Annotated in this window: 23 protein-coding genes and 1 tRNA gene; 21 read left to right on the top strand and 3 right to left on the bottom strand. The window is 71.3% G+C overall.

Features of this window, described 5'->3' with window-relative positions:
* The 6 genes from ilvN to AB1K56_RS14555 all read left to right on the top strand — a co-directional run bounded on the left by ilvN (position 1) and on the right by AB1K56_RS14555 (position 5,004).
* Positions 1–510 carry an acetolactate synthase small subunit gene (gene ilvN / locus AB1K56_RS14580; protein ID WP_371206230.1) on the top strand — a complete coding sequence of 170 codons (510 nt, stop codon included), beginning with the start codon at positions 1–3 and terminating at the stop codon, positions 508–510.
* A gap of 112 nt (positions 511–622) precedes the next feature.
* Positions 623–1,648 (top strand): ketol-acid reductoisomerase, encoded by a 1,026-nt coding sequence (gene ilvC, locus AB1K56_RS14575; protein ID WP_371206229.1) that lies wholly within the window; start codon positions 623–625, stop codon positions 1,646–1,648.
* A 148-nt stretch (positions 1,649–1,796) separates the two neighbouring features.
* Positions 1,797–2,369, top strand: coding sequence for a DNA polymerase III subunit gamma/tau (locus tag AB1K56_RS14570; protein WP_371206228.1), 573 nt, complete (start codon positions 1,797–1,799; stop codon positions 2,367–2,369).
* Positions 2,366–2,704 (top strand): bacitracin resistance protein, encoded by a 339-nt coding sequence (locus tag AB1K56_RS14565; protein ID WP_371206227.1) that lies wholly within the window; start codon positions 2,366–2,368, stop codon positions 2,702–2,704. Before AB1K56_RS14570 ends, AB1K56_RS14565 begins: the two co-directional genes overlap by 4 nt.
* 322 nt (positions 2,705–3,026) lie before the next feature.
* Entirely contained in the window at positions 3,027–4,631 is a 1,605-nt protein-coding gene (serA, locus tag AB1K56_RS14560) for a phosphoglycerate dehydrogenase (RefSeq protein WP_371206226.1), read from the top strand.
* Positions 4,632–4,800: 169 nt separating this feature from the next.
* Positions 4,801–5,004: a hypothetical protein gene (locus tag AB1K56_RS14555; protein ID WP_371206225.1), complete on the top strand. Its 204-nt coding sequence runs from the start codon at positions 4,801–4,803 to the stop codon at positions 5,002–5,004.
* Here the strand turns inward: AB1K56_RS14555 and AB1K56_RS14550 are convergent.
* The gene (locus AB1K56_RS14550) at positions 4,973–5,515 is read right to left on the bottom strand and encodes a TetR/AcrR family transcriptional regulator (RefSeq protein WP_136585405.1); all 543 of its coding nucleotides are present in this window, start codon (positions 5,513–5,515) and stop codon (positions 4,973–4,975) included. The two genes, AB1K56_RS14555 and AB1K56_RS14550, sit on opposite strands and share 32 nt — an antisense overlap.
* 95 nt (positions 5,516–5,610) lie before the next feature.
* Between AB1K56_RS14550 and AB1K56_RS14545 the strand changes: the two genes are divergently transcribed.
* From AB1K56_RS14545 to AB1K56_RS14525, 5 genes are all read left to right on the top strand, one after another.
* On the top strand, positions 5,611–7,134 hold the full coding sequence (locus tag AB1K56_RS14545) for an MFS transporter (protein ID WP_371206224.1): 1,524 nt from the start codon (positions 5,611–5,613) through the stop codon (positions 7,132–7,134).
* Between the two features lie 25 nt (positions 7,135–7,159).
* Positions 7,160–8,209 (top strand): 3-isopropylmalate dehydrogenase, encoded by a 1,050-nt coding sequence (locus AB1K56_RS14540; protein ID WP_136585407.1) that lies wholly within the window; start codon positions 7,160–7,162, stop codon positions 8,207–8,209.
* 54 nt (positions 8,210–8,263) lie between these two features.
* The gene (locus AB1K56_RS14535; protein ID WP_371206223.1) at positions 8,264–9,370 is read left to right on the top strand and encodes a branched-chain amino acid aminotransferase; all 1,107 of its coding nucleotides are present in this window, start codon (positions 8,264–8,266) and stop codon (positions 9,368–9,370) included.
* Between the two features lie 228 nt (positions 9,371–9,598).
* Positions 9,599–10,366, top strand: coding sequence for a fumarylacetoacetate hydrolase family protein (locus AB1K56_RS14530; RefSeq protein WP_371206222.1), 768 nt, complete (start codon positions 9,599–9,601; stop codon positions 10,364–10,366).
* Complete coding sequence (locus AB1K56_RS14525) at positions 10,359–11,615, top strand: MFS transporter (RefSeq protein ID WP_371206221.1); 1,257 nt, start codon at positions 10,359–10,361, stop codon at positions 11,613–11,615. The genes AB1K56_RS14530 and AB1K56_RS14525 overlap by 8 nt, the downstream gene beginning before the upstream one ends.
* A 109-nt stretch (positions 11,616–11,724) precedes the next feature.
* On the opposite strand, the gene AB1K56_RS14520 is transcribed toward AB1K56_RS14525, so the two are convergent.
* On the bottom strand, positions 11,725–12,813 hold the full coding sequence (locus AB1K56_RS14520) for an aminotransferase class V-fold PLP-dependent enzyme (RefSeq protein ID WP_371206220.1): 1,089 nt from the start codon (positions 12,811–12,813) through the stop codon (positions 11,725–11,727).
* 80 nt (positions 12,814–12,893) lie between these two features.
* Here AB1K56_RS14520 and AB1K56_RS14515 point away from each other — a divergent pair, with 80 nt between their 5' ends.
* From AB1K56_RS14515 to AB1K56_RS14470, 10 genes are all read left to right on the top strand, one after another.
* A complete protein-coding gene (locus AB1K56_RS14515; protein ID WP_371206219.1) occupies positions 12,894–13,844 on the top strand; it encodes a LysR family transcriptional regulator in 951 nt (316 codons plus the stop codon).
* A gap of 10 nt (positions 13,845–13,854) precedes the next feature.
* Positions 13,855–15,363 carry a glutamate--tRNA ligase gene (gene gltX, locus AB1K56_RS14510; protein ID WP_371206218.1) on the top strand — a complete coding sequence of 503 codons (1,509 nt, stop codon included), beginning with the start codon at positions 13,855–13,857 and terminating at the stop codon, positions 15,361–15,363.
* Positions 15,364–15,579: 216 nt separating this feature from the next.
* Positions 15,580–15,651: transfer RNA gene (locus AB1K56_RS14505), tRNA-Gln, on the top strand.
* A gap of 207 nt (positions 15,652–15,858) precedes the next feature.
* The gene (locus AB1K56_RS14500; RefSeq protein ID WP_371206217.1) at positions 15,859–16,857 is read left to right on the top strand and encodes a PHB depolymerase family esterase; all 999 of its coding nucleotides are present in this window, start codon (positions 15,859–15,861) and stop codon (positions 16,855–16,857) included.
* A gap of 76 nt (positions 16,858–16,933) precedes the next feature.
* Positions 16,934–17,143: a hypothetical protein gene (locus AB1K56_RS14495; RefSeq protein WP_371206216.1), complete on the top strand. Its 210-nt coding sequence runs from the start codon at positions 16,934–16,936 to the stop codon at positions 17,141–17,143.
* Positions 17,144–17,208: 65 nt separating this feature from the next.
* Positions 17,209–17,628 (top strand): hypothetical protein, encoded by a 420-nt coding sequence (locus AB1K56_RS14490; protein ID WP_371206215.1) that lies wholly within the window; start codon positions 17,209–17,211, stop codon positions 17,626–17,628.
* A 129-nt stretch (positions 17,629–17,757) separates the two neighbouring features.
* Complete coding sequence (locus AB1K56_RS14485) at positions 17,758–18,543, top strand: DeoR/GlpR family DNA-binding transcription regulator (protein ID WP_264630993.1); 786 nt, start codon at positions 17,758–17,760, stop codon at positions 18,541–18,543.
* Positions 18,540–19,505: a 1-phosphofructokinase family hexose kinase gene (locus tag AB1K56_RS14480; RefSeq protein WP_371206214.1), complete on the top strand. Its 966-nt coding sequence runs from the start codon at positions 18,540–18,542 to the stop codon at positions 19,503–19,505. Before AB1K56_RS14485 ends, AB1K56_RS14480 begins: the two co-directional genes overlap by 4 nt.
* 19 nt (positions 19,506–19,524) lie before the next feature.
* A complete protein-coding gene (locus tag AB1K56_RS14475; RefSeq protein ID WP_371206213.1) occupies positions 19,525–21,591 on the top strand; it encodes a fructose-specific PTS transporter subunit EIIC in 2,067 nt (688 codons plus the stop codon).
* Positions 21,592–21,620: 29 nt separating this feature from the next.
* Complete coding sequence (locus AB1K56_RS14470) at positions 21,621–21,890, top strand: HPr family phosphocarrier protein (protein WP_058623374.1); 270 nt, start codon at positions 21,621–21,623, stop codon at positions 21,888–21,890.
* Positions 21,891–21,968: 78 nt separating this feature from the next.
* On the opposite strand, the gene AB1K56_RS14465 is transcribed toward AB1K56_RS14470, so the two are convergent.
* Complete coding sequence (locus AB1K56_RS14465) at positions 21,969–22,907, bottom strand: hypothetical protein (protein ID WP_371206212.1); 939 nt, start codon at positions 22,905–22,907, stop codon at positions 21,969–21,971.
* Positions 22,908–22,928: the final 21 nt, after the last annotated feature.

Genomic DNA, 22,928 nt, shown 5'->3' with positions numbered 1-22,928 from the left:
ATGTCTCGTCACGTTCTGAGCCTCCTCGTCGAGGACAAGCCGGGTCTGCTGACCCGTGTCGCCGGTCTCTTCGCCCGTCGCGGGTTCAACATCGAATCCCTCGCGGTCGGTGTGACCGAGGTGCCGGGTCTGTCGCGCATCACGGTCGTCGTCGACGTCGAGGGCCTCCCGCTCGAGCAGGTCACGAAGCAGCTGAACAAGCTGATCAACGTGATCAAGATCGTCGAGCTCGACCCCGCGGCATCCGTCCAGCGCGAGCACGTCCTCGTGAAGGTGCGCGCCGACAACTCCACCCGCTCCAACGTGCTCGAGGTCGTGAACCTCTTCCGCGCCTCGGTCGTCGACTACGCCCCCGACGCGATCGTGATCGAGATCACGGGCGACTCCGGCAAGGTCGGCGCGTTCCTCAAGGCCATCGAGCCGTTCGGCGTGAAGGAGCTCGCGCAGTCGGGCCTTCTCGCGGTCGGTCGCGGTGGGAAGAGCATCACCGAGCGCGTCCTGCGCGGCTGAGACCCGTCGGTCCCTGAGCCTGTCGAAGGGTCCGACACCCCCGCTTCACACGTCCCACAACCCCCGGTCCCTTCGACAAGCTCAGGGACCTCACACAAGGAGAAACATCCTCATGGCAGAGATCTTCTACGACGACGACGCCGACCTCTCGATCATCCAGGGCAAGAAGGTCGCGATCGTCGGCTACGGCTCGCAGGGTCACGCCCACGCGCAGAACCTGCGCGACTCGGGTGTCGAGGTCGTCATCGCCCTCAAGGACGGCTCGAAGTCGACCGCGAAGGCCCAGGAGGACGGCTTCGAGGTCAAGAACGTCGCCGACGCGGCTGAATGGGCCGACGTCATCATGATCCTGGCGCCCGACCAGCACCAGCGCTCGATCTTCGCCGACTCGATCAAGGACAAGCTCACCGCGGGCAAGACCCTCGCCTTCGCGCACGGCTTCAACATCCGCTTCGGCTACATCGACGCCCCCGAGGGCGTCGATGTCATCCTCGTCGCCCCCAAGGCCCCCGGCCACACCGTGCGTCGCGAATACGTCGCCGGCCGCGGCATCCCCGACATCATCGCCGTCGAGCGCGACGCCTCGGGCTCGGCCTGGGACACCGCCCTGTCGTACGCCAAGGCCATCGGCGGCACCCGCGCCGGCGTCATCAAGACGACCTTCACCGAAGAGACCGAGACCGACCTCTTCGGCGAGCAGGCCGTGCTCTGCGGTGGCATGAGCCACCTCGTCCAGTACGGCTTCGAGACGCTGACCGAGGCGGGCTACCAGCCGCAGATCGCTTACTTCGAGGTGCTGCACGAGCTCAAGCTCATCGTCGACCTCATGTGGGAGGGCGGCATCGCCAAGCAGCGCTGGTCGATCTCCGACACCGCCGAGTACGGCGACTACGTCTCCGGACCCCGCGTGATCTCGCCCGACGTCAAGGAGAACATGAAGGCCGTTCTCGCCGACATCCAGTCGGGCGCGTTCGCCGAGCGCTTCATCGCCGACCAGGACAAGGGCGCCCCCGAGTTCCTCGAGCTCCGCGAGAAGGAGCAGGGTCACCCCATCGAGGCGACCGGCAAGGAGCTCCGCGGTCTCTTCGCCTGGAAGCAGCAGGACAGCGACTACGTCGAGGGCTCGGCCGCGCGCTGAGTTCTCCCGCGAACGCCCCGTGGTTCCGGCCATGGGGCGTTCGCCGTTCCGGGGCGGATGATCCGGATGCCGCGGGCCTGACGCGCATGACCTCCCCGCACCGGCGGGGCGCGACCCGGCCGCGGGGGAGCGCCGCTACCGTGGACCCGTGAGCACTCCGCGCGATGACGACGCCCTGTCCTGGGACGGTGACGACGATCCCACGCTCGATGTCGGCGACACACACGCCCCGCGGCGCACGGGGCGTGTCGAGACGCCGGCCGAGGACGAACCCCTCGAGCCCCTGCAGCCGGAACCCTCCGCGGCGGCGCCGGTGACGCGGCATCCGGAGACCCCGGTCGCTGAACCGGTCGTCGATGCGAAGGCCGTCGATGGAACGACCGTCGACGCACCGGTCGACGACGCGGAAGCGGATGCCGCGGCCGCGGCGCCCCTCGGCAACGTCGGCCTGGTGGGGATCGGCATGGTCGCGGCGACCTTCCTGCTCTTCGCGATCGGGTGGCTGCTCGCCGGGCTGCGCCTGAACGGACTGGGCCTGCCCATCCCGTCGGTCACGGTGATCGCCCTGACGATCGGCGCGGCGCTGGCACCCCTCGTCTGGTTCGTGGCGGTGCTCGCCCTGACCCGCAGCTGGCGCACCTGGCAGCGTTTCCTGCTGCTCATCGTGGGCATCGTGCTGCTCGTCCCCTGGCCGTTCCTCTCACTGGGAGCCTTCGCATGAGCACTCCCGCCCGTACCCGTCACCTTCCCACGTGGCTCCTCGTCACGATCTCGGGCCTGTTCGGCCTGTTCTACGCGTACGTCGTGTGGAGCGCGGTCGCGCTGCTCATCCAACAGATCGGCGGCCCTCTGGGGCTCAACGGGCTCGGATGGTTCGTGTACATCCTGCCGATCGTGTTCCCCCTCATCGCTTTCGGCATCGCCTTCGCGATCGGCCAGCGCCGCCGCGTGGGGGAGCTCGCGATCGTGCTGCTCGCGGGACTCACGCTCTCGGCCGCGTTCTGGCTCGCGATCGTCGGCTACGGCACGACCTCGTACGGCCTGTACGGGGGCTGAACGCTCGAGGTTCGGCATCCCGCTCCGGATTGGGTCGTTCCGGGAGGCGTCGGGCGTCCGCGGGCGGGGGAGTCGCCGCGAGACTGCATCGGGCTGACATCTCGGCTGCGCGCTGCTGCCGAGTCGTCGAGCGGATGCCGTCTCGCGACGCGTGGCGACGAGACATGCCGGGCGAGGGGGAACGCCGTGCGTCACACGGTCGGGCGGGCATTCGGGGCCGCGCTAGGCTGGCAGACGGCCCGCACGGGTCGCGCGCCCGGTTCGCGCCGGCGGTGCGCGGCGGTGCGCGCCGGTCCCCAGCACCGTTTCGAAGGACGCATCCGTGACGAAGCCCGTCGTGCTCATCGCCGAAGAACTCTCTCCCGCCACGATCGACGCGCTCGGCCCCGATTTCGACGTGCGCAACGTCGACGGGACCGACCGCCCCGCGCTGCTCTCGGCCCTGGCCGACGCGCACGCGGTGCTCGTGCGCTCGGCCACCCAGATCGACGCCGAGGCCCTCGCCGCGGCCCCGTCGCTGAAGGTCGTCGCCCGCGCGGGCGTCGGTCTCGACAACGTCGACATCAAGTCGGCCACCGCGGCCGGAGTGATGGTGGTCAACGCCCCGACCTCCAACATCATCTCGGCCGCCGAGCTCACCGTCGGTCACGTGCTCAGCCTGGCGCGCCGCATCCCGGCCGCCCACGCCTCGCTCGCGCAGGGCCTGTGGAAGCGCAGCTCGTTCACCGGCACCGAACTGTTCGAGAAGACGATCGGCATCATCGGCCTCGGCCGCATCGGCGCACTCATCGCCGCCCGCCTGCAGGGCTTCGACATGCGCGTCATCGCGTACGACCCCTACGTCACGGCCGCGCGCGCCCAGCAGCTCGGCGTGCAGCTCGTCTCGCTCGACGAACTGCTGGAGCAGAGCGACTTCGTCACGATCCACATGCCGAAGACGCCCGAGACGACCGGCATGATCGGCGCCGAGCAGCTGCGCCGCATGAAGAAAAGCGCGTACGTCGTCAACGTGGCCCGCGGTGGGCTCATCGACGAGGAGGCGCTCTTCGAGGCCCTCACGACCGGCGAGATCGCCGGAGCCGGTCTCGACGTGTTCTCGACCGAGCCGCCCGCCGAGGGCGGCCCCGCGCGCAAGCTCCTCGACCTCCCGAACGTCGTCGTCACCCCGCACCTCGGGGCCAGCACCGAAGAGGCGCAGGAGAAGGCCGGCGTCTCGGTCGCGCGCAGCGTCAAGCTCGCTCTCGAGGGCGACCTCGTCCCGGATGCCGTGAACGTCGCGGGCGGCGCGATCGACCCGTTCGTGCGCCCCGGTATCGCCCTCGTCGAGATGCTCGGCCAGTTCTTCAGCGGTCTCGCCGACAGCGCCCTCACCAGCCTCGACATCGAGGTGCGCGGAGAGCTCGCGCAGTACGACGTGAGCGTCTACCGCCTCGCCGCGCTCAAGGGGTACTTCAGCCGCATCGTCAGCGAGAGCGTCTCGTACGTCAACGCCCCGCTCTTCGCCGAGCAGCGCGGGGTCGAGGCGCGCCTCGTCGTCGAGGCCGAGAGCCCGCTGTACCGCAACATCACGATCCTGCGCGGAACGCTCGCCGACGGCTCCACCCTGACGGTCGCGGGCACGCTCGCCGGAACCCGCATGGTTCCCAAGGTCGTCGCGATCAACGGGTACGACATCGAGGTGCCGATCGAGCAGCACCACATCGTCATGCGCTACGCCGACCGCCCCGGCATCGTCGCGATCTACGGCCAGAAGCTCGGCGAGGCCGGCATCAACATCGCCGGTCTTCAGGTGGCGGCCCAGGATGCCACGGGCCGCGCCCTCTCGGTGCTCACGGTCGACTCGCCGGTTCCCGACGAGATCCTCGGCGCGATGCGCGAGGCCGTCGGCGCCGACCTGTTCCGGCAGATCGAGATCGTCGAGGGCTGAGTCCCGGACGCGTCACGGGGGAGGGGGTCGCTGCGGCGGCCCCCTTCGTCGTCACGTCGCCGCGGGCCCGGTGCAGGCATCGCCGGCGGGGGTGAGAGGTTCCCGGTGCCGGGGTGAGACGCGGCGGTGGACCGTGGCCGGACGTGCGTGCCGGGACGATCCTGGCGGAATGAGCCGTCTCGACGTCTTCCTGGCCGTGCTCGGCGTGGGCTTCGCCGTCCTCGGTCTCGCCGACCTGATCGGCGGCCACGGATGGGGTGCGGCCGAGCTCGTGGGCGGCTCCCTGATGGTGGCCGGGACGAGGTCGTCCGCGCGCCGCGCCCGCGGGGCGCGCGGCGACCTCAGGTGGTGGCGGCGACGACCGCGTCGATGAGCCGGTCGAGCGCGGGACCCTCGATGGCGGGACCCGGAACCGCGTTGAGATCGAGCACGGCGTTGAAGTAGAGCCCGTCGCTGACGAGCAGCACCATCTGCAGGGCCGTCTCGTCGCGCGTGTGCGCGCGCAGGCTCTCCTCCCACAGTTCCCGCACGCGGCGGAGGGACGCGGATGCCGCGTCGTTGCCGTTCTGGGCGAGCCGGGAGACCGCCAGGATGGTCACGTCGAGGGGTGAACCGGTGTTCTGCGACGAGCGCAGGTGCGCCGCGACGACGCCCTCGGCGGATTTCTCGATCTCGTCGACGTCTTCTTGCGCGAGGCGTTCGAGTCGCTCGACGAGGGCGGCCTCGAGCGCGCTCTTCGAGTTGAAGTGATAGAGCAGGCCACCCTTCGACACGCCGGCGCCGCGGGCCGTCGCGTCCATCGTCGCGGCGCGTTCCCCCTCGTCGACGAGGATGCGGGTGAACGCGTCGAGGACGGCTTCTCGGGCGAGTGGCGGGCGGCTCATGTCTCCTCGATCGTACTGGCGGGCGGTGATCGACCTCTGTTACTATACCGGCTGGACGGTTTAGAAACGGATTCAGAAGAATGCTCACCTCGTCGATGCCCACCTCGGAGATCACCGTGACCCGCGCCGGATGGCGCGGATGGTTCGCGCTGGCGGTGCTCATGCTGCCGGTGCTGCTGGTCTCGGTCGACAACACCGTGCTGAGCTTCGCTCTGCCCGAGATCGCGCTGTCCCTGCAGCCGTCGAGCATCGAGCAGCTCTGGATCATCGACGTCTACCCGCTCGTCCTGGCGGGTCTGCTGGTGACCATGGGCACCCTGGGAGACCGCTTCGGTCGGCGTCGCCTCCTGCTGATCGGCGCGACCGGCTTCGCGGCCGTCTCCGCGCTGTCCGCGTTCGCGCCCACGGCGGCGCTGCTCATCGCGGGCCGCGCGCTCATGGGTGTGTTCGGGGCGATGCTCATGCCCTCGACGCTGTCGCTGCTGCGCAGCATCTTCCGCGACCGCGACCAGCGTCGATTCGCCATCGCCATCTGGGCGTCGGGCTTCTCCGCTGGCGCCGCTCTCGGTCCGATCGTCGGGGGCTTCCTGCTCGAGCACTTCACGTGGGGCTCCGTCTTCCTCATGGCCGTGCCCGTGCTCGTCCCCCTGCTGATCCTCGCGCCGTTCTTCGTCCCCGAGAGTCGCGACCCGCACCCGGGCCGGTTCGACCCGGTGAGCGTGCTGCTGTCGCTCGCGACGATGGTGCCGATCGTCTACGGCATCAAGAAGCTCGCCGTCGACGGCCCGCTGTCGCTCGCGCCGGTCCTGTTCGTCGTCGGCGTGGTCTTCGGCTGGCTCTTCGTCCGCCGGCAGCGGGCGCTGCCGACCCCCATGCTCGACATGTCGCTGTTCCGCAGGGGCACCTTCTCGGGCGCGATCCTGGTCAACCTCCTCAGCGTGGTCGGACTCGTCGGCTTCCTCTACTTCGTCGCGCAGCACCTCCAGCTCGTGGTGGGTCTGTCGCCGATGGTGGCCGGCTTCGCCCTGCTGCCGGGGCTCGTGCTCATGATCGTCTCGGGACTCGCGGTCGTTCCGGTCGCGAAGCGCCTCGCTCCCCGCGTCGTCGTGCCCATCGCCCTCACGTTCTCGGTCGTCGCCTACGTCATGGTCGCGTTCTCGACCGCCGACCTCGTCCAGCTCATCGTCGCCTTCGGTCTGCTCGGCATCGGCATCGGCGCGGCCGAGACGGTGTCGAACGAGCTGATCCTCTCGAGCGCTCCCTCGGCCAAGGCGGGGGCCGCGAGCGCTGTGTCCGAGACCGCGTACGAGGTCGGAGCCGTGCTCGGAACGGCCGTGCTGGGTGGCATCCTGGCCGCGTTCTACCGTGCGCAGCTGGTGCTGCCGGCCGGACTTCCGGATGCCGCGGCGCAGGGGGCGCGCGAAACCCTCGCCGGCGCCGTCGCGGTGTCGCAGACGCTCGACGATCCCGCGCTGGCCGAGGCGCTGCGCACGGCCGCGGCGCACGCCTTCGACTCGGGTGTCGTCATCACGGCGCTCATCGGTGCCGGCCTGATCGTCGTGGCCGCGGTGATCGCTGCCACTACCCTGGGAGGATCCCGCGGCGCGTCGAAGCAGTGACGCGCCCCGAGCTCTGAGGAGAGCGATGTCGCGTGTCGTGAAGTTGGCCGTCATCCCCGGTGACGGCATCGGTCCCGAGGTCGTCACCGAGGCCGTGAAGGTGCTCGACGCCGTCACCGCCGCGTCGGATGTCACGTTCGAGAAGACGCCCTTCTCACTCGGTGCGGGACGCTACCTCGAGACCGGAGACACCCTCACCGACGACGATCTCTCGGCGATCGCCTCCCACGACGCGATCCTGCTCGGAGCGGTCGGGGGAGTGCCCGGCGACCCGCGGCTCGCGAACGCGAACATCGAGCGCGGGCTGCTCCTGAAGCTCCGCTTCGAGCTCGACCACTACGTCAACCTGCGCCCGTCGAAGCTGTACCCGGGATCGACCGGACCGCTGGCCGACCCCGGCGAGATCGACTTCGTCGTGGTACGCGAGGGTACCGAAGGCCCCTACGTCGGCAACGGCGGCTCGATCCGCCGCGGCACCGCGCACGAGGTCGCCAACGAGACCTCGGTCAACACGGCCTACGGCGTCGAGCGCGTCGTGCGCTACGCCTTCGCCCTGGCCGCGCGGCGCCGCCAGAAGCTCACGCTCGTGCACAAGACCAACGTGCTCGTGCACGCCGGCGGCATGTGGAAGCGCATCGTCGACGCGGTGGCGGGGGAGTTCCCCGGCGTCGCCGTAGACTATCTGCACGTCGACGCGGCAACCATCTTCCTGGTCACGAACCCGGGTCGCTTCGACGTGATCGTCACCGACAACCTCTTCGGCGACATCCTGACCGACCTGGCCGGCGCCGTCACCGGTGGCATCGGCCTCGCCGCTTCGGGCAACATCAACCCCGACGGCGCGTTCCCCTCGATGTTCGAGCCCGTGCACGGTTCGGCGCCCGACATCGCGGGAAGCCAGAAGGCCGACCCCACGGCCGCGATCCTCTCCGTCGCCCTCCTGCTCGACCACCTCGGGCTCGCCGACGAATCCGCCCGCGTCACCCGCGCGGTCGAAGACGACATCGCGACGCGTGAGGGCTCGCGCACGACCGCTCAGATCGGCGACGCGATCGCCGCACGGGTCCAGGCGTAACCTGGACCGATCGGCCCGTACCGCCCCCGGCACACGAAGAGTTTTGGATCACAGATGACCACGATCGACACCGACCCCGACACCGGACTCGACCCACTCGAGTTCGCCGTCACCCGCAACCTCGCGGCCAAGAGCGCCGCCGAGCGCGACGCCGTCCTCGCCAGCCCCGGCTTCGGGCAGAGCTTCACCGACCACATGGTCGACATCTGCTGGTCGGTCCGCGGCGGCTGGCACCGTCCGCGTGTCTCGCCGTACGGCCCGATCTCGCTCGACCCGGCCGCGGCCGTCCTGCACTACGGGCAGGAGATCTTCGAGGGCATCAAGGCCTACCGCCACGCCGACGGTTCGGTGCACACCTTCCGACCCGACCAGAACGGCCGCCGTCTGCAGCGCTCCGCCCGCCGTCTCGCGCTGCCCGAACTGCCGGTTCCCTACTTCCTGCAGTCGCTGAAAGAACTCATCGCCGTCGACGGCGCCTGGGTGCCCTCGGGCGAAGACCAGAGCCTCTACCTGCGTCCCTTCATGTTCGCGAAAGAGGCCTTCCTCGGGGTCCGCCCGGCCCACAAGGTCGCCTACTACCTCATCGCCAGCCCCGCCGGCGCCTACTTCAAGGGCGGCGTGCAGCCGGTCTCGATCTGGCTCAGCGAGGACTACTCGCGCGCCGGCAAGGGCGGCACGGGTGCGGCGAAGACCGGCGGCAACTACGCCGCAAGCCTGCTGCCCCAGTCCGAGGCGTACGAGAACGAGTGCGACCAGGTCGTGTTCCTCGACCAGGACCGCAACGTCGAGGAACTCGGCGGCATGAACGTCGTGTTCGTCTACAAGGACGGCACCATCGTCACCCCGCAGTCCGACTCCATCCTCGAGGGCATCACGCGCGACTCCCTGCTGCAGCTCGCCCGTGACCGCGGCCACCACGTCGAGGGGCGCAACGTCTCGCTGACCGAGTGGCGCGAGGGAGTGGCATCCGGAGACATCGTCGAGGTCTTCGCGTGCGGCACGGCGGCCGTCGTCACCCCGATCGGCACGCTCAAGGGGCGCGACTTCATCGACGAGCAGCCCTCGGGCACCCTCGCGCTCGAACTGCGCGAGGAGCTCACGAACATCCAGTACGGTCGCGCCGAAGACAAGCACGGTTGGCTGTACCGCCTCGACGCCTGACCCGCGTCGCGACAGGAGGGGCTCCCGGATGCCGGGGGCCCCTTCGTGGTTCGCGGGTGCGTCGTGGCGGCGACGGTCGCCTCCCGCGCGTGCCGCCAGCAGGGGGCGATAAACGCTGTCCCGGGTGAGAAACGCCGTGAGACCGCGTTTCTCACCATGGACGGCGTTTATCGGCGGGGGTCTGGGCGGTGCCGTCGCTGCGTCGCACCCCGCGGATAGGCTGGCCCGGTGAAGATCGCTCGATTCAGCCACCAGGACGCCCTTCGTTACGGCATCGTCGACGACGACCACCTCGTCGTTCTCGAGGGCGACCCCATGTTCGCCGGGTTCGACACGACCGGTGAGCGCATCCCCCTCGCCGACGCGGCCCTTCTCGCGCCGGTCATCCCGCGCTCCAAGGTCGTCTGCATCGGCAAGAACTACCACGACCACGCGGCCGAGATGGGCGGCGAGGCTCCCGAGGAGCCGCTGATGTTCCTCAAGCCCAACACCTCGGTCATCGGTCCGAACGACGTCATCGTCCGCCCCACGCGTCTGAGCTCGCAGACCGACTACGAGGGCGAGCTCGCCGTGGTGATCGGGCGCATCGCGAAGAACGTCCCCGCCGAGCGCGCGGGGGAATACATCTTCGGGTACACCGTCGCGAACGACGTCACCGCGCGCGACCTCCAGCGCACCGACGGACAGTGGTCGCGCGCCAAGGGGTTCGACACGTTCTGCCCCGTCGGGCCGGTGATCGAGACCGACCTCGACGTGGCATCCGCCCGCATCGTGACCCGCGTCAACGGCGAGGTCCGGCAGGACGGTCCGGTGTCGGACATGATCCACGACATCCCCACGCTCGTCGCCTACGCCAGCGCGGTCTTCACGCTGCTGCCCGGCGATCTGATCCTCACCGGCACGCCGGCGGGCATCGGCTCGTTCTCCGCGGGCGATGTGGTCGAGGTCGAGATCGACGGCATCGGGGTGCTGCGCAACACCGCGCGCGATGCCTGAGATCGCCGCGCCGGCGAGCGTCGATCTCGTCGCGACGCAGCGGCGCACCGTGCGCGTGCTCGCCGCGGGGCAGGTGCTCTCCGGCGTCGCGTTCGGGGCGACGCTGTCGCTCGGCGCCCTGCTGGCGGCCGACCTCTCGGGGCAGGAGGCGCTGTCGGGCTTCGCCACCGCGTCGGTCACGCTCGGAGCGGCGCTGACAGCGATCCCTCTCGCGCGACTGGCCGGCCGCCGCGGTCGGCGATTCGCCCTCACGACGGGCAACCTCGCCGCCCTCGCCGGCATCGCGGTCGTCATCACGGCCGCGGCGACGCGCGCGTTCCCGCTCCTACTCGTGGGGATCGCCCTCATCGGCGCCGGCAACGCGGGAACCCTTCAATCCCGTTTCGCCGCGACCGACCTCGCCCACGCGACACGGCGCGGACGCGACCTCGCGACCGTCGTGTGGGCGACCACGGTCGGCGGGGTGGTCGGGCCCCTGCTGCTCGCCCCCGGAGAACTGCTCGGAGCGAGCATCGGCATGCCGCGGCTGACCGGTGCCTACCTGTTCTCCTTCGCGGCTCAAGCCGTGGCGTTCGCGCTCTATGCGCTCGTCCTGCGACCCGACCCGCTGCTGCTGGCCCAGCGTCTCGACCGCGAGAGCGCGGCATCCGCCCCCGTCGCGCCGCAGCCCGACCGTCCCGCGCTCGCGCGATTCGCGATGCTCGCGGTGGCCGCCTCCCACGTGACCATGGCGTCGGTCATGGCGATGACCCCGGTGCACCTGTCGCACATCGTCGCTCCGGATGCCGTGACCCTGGCCGTCGGGGTCACGATCGCGCTGCACGTGTTCGGGATGTACGGGCTGTCGCCGCTGTTCGGCGTGCTCGCCGATCGCTGGGGGCGCATCCCCGTCATCCTGCTGGGCCAGGCGCTGCTGGCGGCCTCCCTCGTCACGGCCGCCGTGTTCGCCGACGCGCAGATCGGCGTCCTCGTGGCGCTCGTGCTGCTCGGTCTCGGGTGGAGCGCGGCGACCGTCGCCGGGTCGGCCCTGCTCACCGAGGCGACACCCCTCGCGCTGCGCCCGCGCCGGCAGGGACGCAGCGACACCCTGATGACCGCGTGCGCGGCGGTCGGGTCGGTGCTGGCCGGGATCATCCTCGGGATGTCGGGCTATGCGGGTCTGGCGCTGTGGGCATTGGTGTCCGTCGCCGCCGTGTGCGGGGCCGCGATCATCGCCCGGCGCTTCTCCGTTGCTCCCGCTCTCCCGTAGCGATCGGCAGGGTCCCGCTCGCACGCGCGGCGGGCCGTATCGCCTCCCTGAGCGCGGGCGCAGACGGCAGGCGTCAGCGACTAGCGGCTCTCACGCGGAGTCGGGAAAGTCAGATCGCGTAGACCAGTCCGTCGAAGGCCGACAGGTCGTCGCCCCCGCGCACGCCGAGCGCGTGCAGCGCCCGGTCGACGTCGAGTTCGTCGTTGAAGACGTGGAACGCCACGCGCGCCCGACCCGCGCGCCCGGACGCCGTGATGCCGTGCGCGGTGAGCTGGGCGAGCGCTTCGCCCGTGGCATCCGGCCACGTGACGATCGCCGAGGGGCGAGACGGATGGGGCAGTCCGAGTCCGTCGCGGAACCGCGCGGCGAGGCTCGTCGCGTGCACGTAGGTCGAGGTGATGTCGGCCCGCGCGAACATCTCGAGAGCGGGCGCCGCCCCGACGAAGGCCTGCCACGCGGGCGAGACGTCGAAGCGGCGCGCGTCGGGGGCGAGGTCGCCGCCGGTGCCGTAGCACGATGACCACGGGTCGTCGCCGCTGTACCAGCCGGCCTGCACGGGGCGGATCTCGTCGGCGAAGTCGGGGGTGAGGGTCAGGAAGGACACCCCGCGCGGGCAGCACAGCCACTTGTAGGCGTGGCACACGGTCGCGTCGAACATCGTCGCGTCCACCGGCAGCCACCCCGCCGCCTGGGTCAGGTCGCACAGCGTGCGGGTGCCCGCGCGCGCCGCGGCGGCGGCGATGCGCGCGGCATCCGCCACCTCCCCGGTCGCGGACTGCACGAGCGAGAACGCGACGAGCCACGTGCCGGGCGTGATCGCGGCGGCGAGGTCGTCGAGGGGCGCGGTACGCAGGCGGATGCCGCGACCCGCGCGCGCGAAGGGCGCGACGAGGGAGGAGAAGTCGCTCTCGGCGCACAGCACCTCCGCGCCGTCGGGGACCGAGGCGGCGATGAGCGCGACCTGCACCGAGGTCTGCGACCCGATCGCGACGTCGCCGACCGGGGAGCTGACTAGCCGCGCGTACGCGGCGCGGGCCTTCTCGACGGCCTGCGACGCCGCGACGACATCGGGACGACCGGATGCCGCGGCGTCCAGGTCGGCGCGGACGGCGCGCACCGTGTCGCGCGACGGCAGACCGAGGGTGCAGGCGGCGAGGTAGTCACGGCCGCCGGCGAAGTGCGAAGCGAGGCTGCTCATGGATCCAGGCTCCCGCGAGGTTGCTCATTGCACTAGAGCAGGTGTTGCATGGAATGCATCCGCTCTGGTTATGTATCCGCATGAGCGAGGGAGAAGACGGCCTCGACGCCCACGGACTGCGCGTGGTCAAGGCCATCGCCGACACCGGGTCGATCACGGGTGCGGCCCGCGCCCTCGGGTACAGTCAGCCCGCCGTCAGTCAGCAGGTGCGCCGCCTCGAGCAGCGCGCGGGACTGCCGATCGTCGAGCGCGTCGGGCGCGGCATCCGCCTGACCGAGGCGGGCCGGGTGCTCGCCCGTCACGCGGCGACCGTGACCACCGCCCTCGACGCCGCCGCGGGCGACCTCGCCGAACTGCGGGGACTGCGCGCGGGACGCGTCCGCATCGCCGCGTTCCCCTCGGCGTCGTCGACCGTGGTCCCGCGCGTCATCGCCGCCGTCACCGCGCGCCGTCCCGGTGTCTCGATCAGCTTCGTCGAGGCTGAACCTCCCGAGGCGATCGCCGCCGTGCGCGAGGACCGCGCCGACATCGCCCTCATCTACAGCTACCCGGGCGACCGGCGCGAACAGCTCACCTCGGCGGCCGCCGGTCTGTCGGTGCGGCACCTCGCCGACGACGACACCGTCGTGGTCGTCCCGGCCGAGCACCCGGCGGCATCCGACGATCCGATCGACCTGTCCCAACTCGCGGGGGAGCGGTGGATCGCCGGCTGCCCGCAGTGCCGCGGCCACCTGCTCGAGGCGTGCGGGCGCGCCGGTTTCGTCCCCGACATCGCCTTCGAGACCGACAACTACATCGCGGTCGAGAACCTCGTCGCGCTCGGCGTGGGCATGGCGATCCTGCCGCGCATGGCCGTGGCATCCCTGCCCCTCCCGGCCGGCATCGCCGTGCCGCGCCTCCCGCCCGCCGAAGCGCGTACCCTGCACGTCGTCACAGCCCGCGGCGCGGAGAGCGTCCCCGCTGTCGGCGCGGCGCTCGAGGTCGTGGCGGAGGTGGTGGGCGACCATCGGCCCGGCAGCGCCCGCCGGTAGGATCGAGGGGATGTCTGCCACGCCCGATCCCCGCACTACGACCGCCTCCGGCGCCGACGTTCGCGTCCGCTTCTGCCCGTCTCCGACGGGTCTGCCGCACGTGGGTCTCATCCGCACCGTCCTGTTCAACTGGGCCTACGCCCGGCACAACGGCGGAAAGCTCGTCTTCCGCATCGAAGACACCGACGCCGCGCGCGACAGCGAGGAGAGCTACCAGCAGCTCCTCGACGCGCTGCGGTGGATGAACATCGACTGGGACGAGGGTGTCGAGGTCGGCGGCCCGCACGCTCCCTACCGCCAGTCGCAGCGGCACGAGATCTACCGCGAGGTGCTCGACAAGCTCGTCGCCGCGGGCGCCGTGTACGAGAGCTACTCGACCGCCGAAGAGATCGACGCCCGCAACGAGGCCAACGGCCGCGCCAAGCAGCTCGGCTACGACAACTTCGACCGGGACCTCACCGAGGAGCAGAAGGCCGCCTTCCGCGCCGAGGGCCGTCAGCCCGCATGGCGCCTGCGCGTGCCCGACCACGATCTGAGCTACGTCGACCTCATCCGCGGCGAGGTCACCTTCCCGGCCGGGTCGTTCCCCGACTTCGTGCTCGTTCGTGCCGGGGGAGTGCCCCTCTACCCCTTCGTGAACCCGGTCGACGACGCCCTCATGGGCATCACCCACGTCATCCGCGGTGAGGACCTCATGCCGTCGACGGCGCGCCAGCTCGCGCTGTACTCCGCGCTGGTGGATGCCGGGGTCACGACGTTCATCCCGCGCTTCGGTCACATGCCGCTGGTACTGGGCGAGACCGGTAACAAGAAGCTGTCGAAGCGCGACCCGCAGGCCGACCTCTTCCTGCAGCGCGAGAAGGGCTTCATCCACGAGGGTCTGCTCAACTACCTCTCCCTCCTCGGCTGGTCGCTCGCGAGCGACCGCGACGTCTTCTCTCTCGAGGAGATGATCGCCGCGTTCGACATCGCCGACGTCAACCCGAACCCCGCGCGCTTCGACCAGAAGAAGGCCGAGGCGATCAACGGCGACCACATCCGGATGCTGGATGCCGATGACTTCGCCGCGCGCATCGTGCCGTACCTCGCCGGTGCAGGGCTCATCGACGAGGAGCCGAGGGCGGAGCACCGCGCGATCATCGCCGAGGCCGCGCCGCTCGTCCAGGAGCGCGTGCAGCTGCTCGGCGAGGTTCCGGGGATGCTGGGCTTCCTGTTCGTCTCCGACGTGACCTACGCCGAGGACGCGCTCAAGGGGCTCCCCGCCAACGCGGCCGAGGTGCTCACGGCGTCGACGCGGGCGCTCGAGGGCGTCGACGACTTCACCGCCGCGGGCGTGCAGCAGGCGCTGTCGACCGCCCTGGTCGACGAGCTGGGCCTGAAGCCCCGCGTGGCCTACGGTCCCCCGCGTGTCGCGCTGACCGGGCGGCGCGTGTCTCCGCCGCTGTTCGAGTCGATGGAGCTGCTCGGCAAGACCGAGACGCTGCGCCGCCTGGACGCGCTCGTGCAGCACCTGGGCTGAGCCCTCCGTCCCTCGCCGAACGTCGCGATCCTCGCACACTCCCCGTCGGAGGAGGCGAGGATCGCGCGTATCTGCGCGGAACCGGGACGGCCTGCCTCCACGGGAGAGCGGGAGGCTCGGAGAAACGCCCGGGACGCGCGTCGACGGGCGCCGGTTTGGCACTGGAGCGCTCGTCACGTAAGCTTGATCCTCGGCACGAGTTACGGCTCACCGCCTTGGGGTATGGTGTAATTGGCAACACGGCGGTTTCTGGTTCCGTTGTTCTTGGTTCGAGTCCAGGTACCCCAGCACGAAGAAAGCCCCGGTCATCGCGAATTCGCGAGAGCCGGGGCTTCTTCTTTGCCTCGGCGGCGGCGCCGGCGCGGGGCGGTGACGCACGACCGCGCGCGAGCTCGACGGTTTCGATGACCTGCCGCGGTGACCGCGGGGGCAGCGGGCGAGGGCGAGGGTGACCTCGCGCGCGTCGTCTGGGGTAGGCGGCGTACTGTCTCGCGCGTGCGTGCCCGTTCGCTCCTCCTCGTTCTCGTCGTCTCCCTCGCCCTCTCGGGTTGCGCCGGACCGGTCGCCTCCGCCGACGGCGCCGGGGGTCTCGTGACCGCCGCCCGCGACGGGGGATCCGCGGGCGCGTCGGGCACGGCGGGCACATCGGGCGCTACGGGCACCTCGGGCTGCGGAGCGGATGCCACCCCCGCCGGGTCGAGCTCGACGCGGTCGGTGAGCGTCGCGGGCGGCACGCGCACGGCGCAGTTGCACGTGCCGAACGGATACGACGGCTCGACCCCGACGCCCGTCATCCTGGCCTTCGTCGGTCACGGCATGTCGACGCAGAAGCTCGAGGGCTTCAGCGGGCTCGACGACGGCGACGCGCTCGTGCTCTACCCGCAACCCGCCGGGAGCGACCCGCAGAACGGGTGGGAGGGCGCCCCCTACGCGTCGGGACAGGACGACGTCGCTTTCGTCGGCGCGTTACTGGACGACCTCGAGGCCCACCTCTGCGTCGACACCGCCCGGGTGTTCGCCGCGGGAATCTCCAACGGCGGCGGTTTCGTCTCGCTCCTGTCGTGCCGGCTGCCCGCGCGCATCGCGGCGTTCGCGGTCGTGTCGGGGGCGATCTACCCCGCGGACGACCCCGCCTGCCCGACCGTCCCCGCCGTGCCGGTGGTCGAATTCCACGGCACCGCCGACCCCGTCATCCCGTACGACGGCGGCACCAGTCACGCGGCCGCCCTCGAACCCGTCACGCAGTGGCTCGATGAGCAGGCGCAGCGAAGCGGCTGCGCCTCGTCCCCGACGCGGACCGCGATCGGATCCGACGTCACGCAACAGCAGTGGTGCGGATGCCAGGGACGCGGCGCTCTGATGCACTACCGCATCGAGGGTGGTGGGCACACCTGGCCGGGCGCCACGGCGACGAGCGGACCGGGCGCCACGACGCAGACGATCTCGGCCACCCGGATCATCGAGGACTTCTTCGCGGCGCACCCCCTGTCGTGAAGGCGGCGGGGAGCCGGGGGAGCCAGGTCCGACGGTTTCACAGCCCACGCCGAAGCGCGGACGCGACACTGGGCCCATGGGACTCTTCGTTCAGCGACCCGAGGAACCGAGCGAGTGGGCGGGCCTGCCCGGCGAACCCGTGCGCGCGCGCACGGCGGCCGAGATGCTGCCCGACGACGACCAGCCCGACGCCTCGCCCTCCGCGCTGCTCGGACTCGTCGACGGCTCCGTCGCCTCGATCGAGGTGCCGATCCCCTCGCCGAGCGCGACCGCCGAGTCCGACTGACCGTCGGACGCGTGCGGGGCGGATGCCCCGCTCGCTCCGTTCCCATTTGCGTGAAGAAGGTCACCGTGAAGCGTTCCGCCCTCGTCGTCGCCGCGGTCGCGCTGCCCCTCGCTCTCGCGGGCTGCGCGCCGGCGGCATCCGATCCCGCTCCCGTGCTGCCGGCACCCGTCACCGCGGCGCCGTCCCGCACCCCGGACCAGCAGGTGCTCGCCCCCGACGTCGTCTCGCCCGCGACCCTCGCCGGAACCGAGGTGACCGTCGCGATCGGGGGAGCACTCGTGCTCGACGTCCCCGACGGGACCGAGGCGGAGTGGACGGGCTCGACGTCCGACCTCTCGATCGCCGAGTTCTCGGCGGGTGGCCCGTCCGAGGGGGCCGTGTTCCGGCCCGGGTTCCAGGTGCGCGCCGTCGGCACGACGGGGGCCACGGTGACGGGCCCCGACGGGACGCACGTCGCCTTCACGATCTCGGTGGTCGCGCCCTAGGGGAGCGCTGACGGGAGGCGGGGTCGCGGCGCGCGAGGCGCGGCGGCCCCGTCTTTTGCCGTGTGCCCACATTCTGTTGCTCTATGTGGCTTCATGTTGTACTGTGTGGGAATCTTCGAAGGAGATCCCGTGTACGCAATGGAGCGCCAGAAGCTCATCGAGCGCGAACTGCGCGATGTCGGACGTGTCAGCGTCGTCGATCTCGCCCGTCGCTTCGACGTGACGACCGAGACGGTTCGTCGCGACCTCGATCGCCTCGAGAGCCTGGGCTCCCTCCGCCGCGTGCACGGCGGCGCCGTCGACATCGGCCGCGCCAGCACCGCGGAATCCCCCCTCACGGAGCGTCGCGAACGACACGGCGACGCGAAGCGCGCGATCGCCGCCGCCGCGGTGGACCTGCTCGGCCCCGACTTCCGCGGATCGGTCTTCCTCGACGCGGGGACGACGCCGGCGGCGGTGGCCGCCCTGCTGCCCGAGGCGCTGGGCGCGGGCATCGGCGGGGTCGAGGTCGTCACCCACTCGCTCGAGGCCGCCCACGTGCTCTCCGCCGACGATCGCCTGTCGCTCACCACCATCGGCGGACGCGTCCGCGGCGTCACCGCCGCCGCCGTCGGCGCGCACACCGTGCGCACCATCGGTCAGCTGCGTCCCGACCTCGCCTTCGTCGGCACCAACGGCCTCAGCGCCGGTTTCGGCCTCAGCACGCCCGATCCCGACGAAGCAGCCGTCAAGGCCGCCATCATCCAATCGGCCCGACGCGTCGTCCTCGTCGCGGACGCGGCCAAGTTCGGAGAGGAACTGCTCGTGCGCTTCGCCCAGCTCGACGAGATCGATGTTCTCGTGACCGATGCGGCTCCGCCCGCCGACCTGGCCGAGGCCCTCGCCGACGCCGATGTCGAGGTGCGTGTCGCATGATCGTCACCCTCACCGCCAATCCCTCCGCCGATCGCGCGGTGGTGCTCTCCGAGGCCCTGCAGCCCGGCGAGGTGCAGCGCGCGCTGTCGTCGCGAGAAGACGCCGGAGGCAAGGGCGTCAACGTCGCCCGCGTCGTCTCGGCGGCCGGGGCCCCCGCCCGCGCCGTCGTTCCCGTGAACGCCCACGATCCGTACCGGCTGCTGCTGGAAGACACTGGAATCGCCCTCGACCTCGTCGAGGTGGCGGGCCGCGCCCGCGCCAACCTCACCATCACCGACCCGAGCGGCGAGACGACAAAGCTCAACCTCCCCGGCGCCACGCTCGCCGCCGCCGAGTCGGCCGCCCTCACCGCGGGCGTCGTCGCGGCCGCCGAGGGCGCGACCTGGCTGGTCCTGGCCGGATCGCTCCCGCCCGGCGTCCCGGCGACGTTCTACGCCGACCTCATCGACGCCGTCCGCGATCGCTGGGGCTCGAAGGCCCCGCTCGTCGCGGTCGACGCCTCGGGCGAGGCCCTCGCGGCGGTCGTCGAGACCGCGCGTCCCGACCTCATCAAGCCCAACCACGAAGAGCTCGCCGAGCTCGTCGGCGAGGATGCCGCGGGCGACGCGGACGTGCTCGCCGAGGCGACGCGACGAGCCACGGCCCTCGTGCCCGGGCGCGTGGCATCCGCTCTCGTGACCCTTGGTGCCGACGGAGCGCTGCTCTTCACGGCCGAGGGCGCCTGGCGCGGACGCGCCCCCAAGATCCAGGTCGCCAGCACGGTCGGGGCGGGCGACAGCTCGCTCGCCGGCTACCTGCTGGCCGATCTCGACGGGGCCTCGGCCCCCGACCGCCTCGCGCGCAGCATCGCCTACGGCGCCGCCGCCGCGACCCTGCCGGGGACGCAAGCCCCCACTCCGGCCGATCTGCCCCCGGGTCCGATCGCCGTTTCCGCCTTCGCCACCCCACTCGCAACATCCTGACCACGAAAGGTCACTGACAATGTCCGACATCATCACTCCGGAGCTCGTCACCCTCGACGCGCCCCTGGGCACCGACAAGCAGTCGGTGATCCGCGCCCTCGCCGAGCGCGTCGTCGCGCAGGGCCGCGCGACGAGCGCCCAGGAACTCTTCGACGACGCGTGGGCCCGCGAACAGAAGGACGAGACCGGCCTGCCCGGCGGCATCGGCATCCCGCACGCGCGCAGCGCGTCGGTGACCGAGCCGACCCTCGCCTTCGCCCGCCTCACCCCGGGCGTCGACTTCGGCGCTCCCGACGGTCCCGCCGACATCGTGTTCCTCATCGCCGCCCCCGCGGGTGCCGACGAGGCCCATCTCGCGGTGCTGTCGCAGCTGGCCCGTAGCCTGATGAACGATCAGTTCATGTCGGGCCTGCGCGCGGCCTCGACCCCCGCCGAGGCGGTCCGCATCATCACGGATGCCGTCACCCCGGCGCCCGAGCCCGCTCCTGCCGCCGCTGCCGAGGCCCCGGCCGCCACCCGCGCCGAGGCGCGCACCGCCACCGCCACGAAGACGAAGAAGATCGTCGCCGTCACCGCGTGCGCGACCGGCATCGCCCACACCTTCATGGCCGCCGACGCGCTCACCGCCGCCGGGGCCGAGACCGAGGGCGTCGACCTCATCGTCGAGCCGCAGGGCTCGAGCGGCTACAAGGCCCTCCCGCAGAGCGTGATCGACGACGCCGATGCCGTGATCTTCGCGGTCGACGTCGACGTGCGCGAGCCGCAGCGCTTCGCGGGCAAGCCCGTCGTCCGCGCGGGCGTCAAGCGCGGCATCGAGCAGCCGAAGCAGCTCATCGCCGAGGCACTCGCCGCCAGCGAGAACCCGAACGCCGCCCGTGTGCAGGGCGGTGCCGCGGCGGCATCCGCGTCGGACGCCCCCGTGGTGCAGCAGTCGGTCGGCCGTCGCATCCAGCGCTGGCTGCTCACCGGTGTGAGCTACATGATCCCGTTCGTCGCCGGTGGCGGTCTCCTGATCGCGCTCGGCTTCCTGCTCGGCGGCTACCAGGTCACCAAGGATGCCGCGAACATCATCATCCAGAACTCGCTGTGGGACCTCCCCACCGAGAACCTGACCTCGCCGCTCGGCCCGATCGGCCAGTACCTCGGCTCGGTCGCCTTCATGATCGGTGCGACGTCGATGGGCTTCATCGTCGCCGTGCTCGCGGGCTTCATCGCGTACGCGATCGCCGACCGCCCCGGCATCGCGCCCGGCTTCGTCGCCGGCGCCGTCGCGGTGCTCATGAACGCCGGCTTCATCGGCGGCATCATCGGCGGTCTGCTCGCCGGTTTCATCGCCTGGTGGCTCGGTCGCTTCGACGCCCCCCGCTGGCTGCGCGGACTGATGCCCGTCGTCATCGTTCCCTTCCTGGGCTCGATCTTCGCGTCGGGGTTGATGATCCTGTTCCTCGGTCGCCCGATCGCCGCGCTCATGGCGGCGCTCACCGACGGCCTCACGGGCCTCGCCTCCAGCGGTGCCGGCGCGATCGTCCTCGGCGTCATCCTCGGTCTCATGATGTGCTTCGACCTCGGCGGCCCGGTCAACAAGGTCGCCTACGTCTTCGCGACGACGGGCCTCGCCGCGGCGAGCCAGACGAACACCGCTCCGTACCTGATCATGGCTGCGGTCATGGCCGCCGGTATGGTCCCGCCGCTCGCGATGGCCCTCGCCTCGACGATCCTCGCCCGCGGCAAGTTCACCCCGGTCGAGCGCGAGAACGGTGCCGCCGCGTGGCTGCTGGGCGCCTCCTTCATCTCCGAGGGTGCGATCCCGTTCGCCGCGGCCGACCCGCTGCGCGTCATCCCCGCCTCGATGGTGGGCGGCGCGATCACCGGTGGACTCAGCATGCTGATCGGCGTGCAGTCATACGCTCCGCACGGCGGCATCTTCGTGCTGTTCGCGATCAACCCCGTGTGGGGTTTCCCCCTCGCGATCATTGTGGGTACGGTCGTGACGGCGCTGATCGTCGTCGCCCTCAAGGGCATCGGCCGGAGCACCAAGGACGCCGCCGTCACCGAGGCCGCTCCCGTGGCCACGGTCGCCGCGTAAACACCCCCGTCGAATCGGAAGGATTCACCATGGCAGAACGTCAGGCCACCATCGCCAGCGCCTCGGGCCTCCACGCCCGCCCCGCGAAGCTCTTCGTGCAGGCCGTGCAGGAGAAGAAGGTCCCCGTCACGATCGCGGCCCAGGGCGGCCCCGACCTCAACGCCGGCAGCATCCTCTCGCTCATGGGCCTCGGTGCCGGTCACGGCACCGTCGTGACGCTCAAGGCCGAGGGTGAGGGTGCCGAGCAGGCGCTCGACGAGCTCGTCGCTCTGCTCGAGACCGACCTCGACGCGCAGTAAGCACTGATTCTCAGAACACCGGATGCCACGGGCCCCAGGGCTCGTGGCATCCGGTGTTCTCGGTGAAGACGTGACCGGTCAGTCGAACGCGAGCGAGAGGGCGCCGTCCGCGCCGCGCGAAACGGTCCCGGTGTAGCGGAACTCGATCGTCGTCGGGGTTCCGTCCTTCGTCACAGCGAGCGAGCCCGTTCCCGAGTCGAACCGCCAGGACTCCCCGTCATCGGTGAAGAGGCGGTCGATGGCGAGGTACCCGTCACTCGGGGCGTCCGTCCCCGCGGCGGTGACGCCCTCGAGCGCCGGGGGGCACGAGGATCCGGAGAACGCGGCGTCCGCGCATTTCTCGAACGCCGCCCGGAGCAGGGGAGCGGCCTCCGACTGCACGAGGGCGAGCTCGTCCTCGGGAACCGCGGGGAGCGAGAGCGGGTCGACGTCGAGGCCCGTCGTCGATCCGTCCGGCACGTCGTAGAGGAACGATTCGGACCGCTCGAGCACTCCGGTGGGGTCGGAGACCGTCACCTGATACCGACCCGGCCAGGCGGGGCCGTCGACGCGGCCGTCCGTCACGGGGAGGTCGCAGGCGTCGTCGATCGACACCCGGGCGACCGTCGGGCCGTCGAAGCCGACCGCGAGCAGCCACTCGTCGGGGAAGGCGATGCGCCAGGCGTCCGACTCGCGCGTGAGCGCGAGGGTGATCGTCGTCGCCGAGGGAGCTTGATAGTCGACTGTCGCCGTCGCCGTGGCTCCGTTTACCTGAAGCTCCGTCACCTCCGGCGCGGCGATCGCCTTCGAGGTGCTCGAATCCTGGGCGAGAGCGGGACAGATCAATCCGTCGGCGCCGAGCGTCGTCAGCGGGAGGGCTTCCGAGAACCGCCCATCGGCGACGGCACGCAAGAACGTGTCGACGGTGGTGCGAGCCCCGCCGTCGGCGCCGCTCTCCGCGGCAGGCGCCGCGCACCCTCCGAGCACGGCGACGCCGACGAGGAGCAGCGGCGCAATCCGTCTACCGGCGTTGCTCATGACAGCGCGGCGATCGTCGGC

Source organism: Microbacterium sp. BWR-S6Y, from assembly GCF_041379845.1.
GTDB lineage: Bacteria > Actinomycetota > Actinomycetes > Actinomycetales > Microbacteriaceae > Microbacterium > Microbacterium hydrothermale.
Note: the sequence above shows the minus strand (reverse complement) of the source record. Positions and strands in the feature narration are given on the sequence as shown.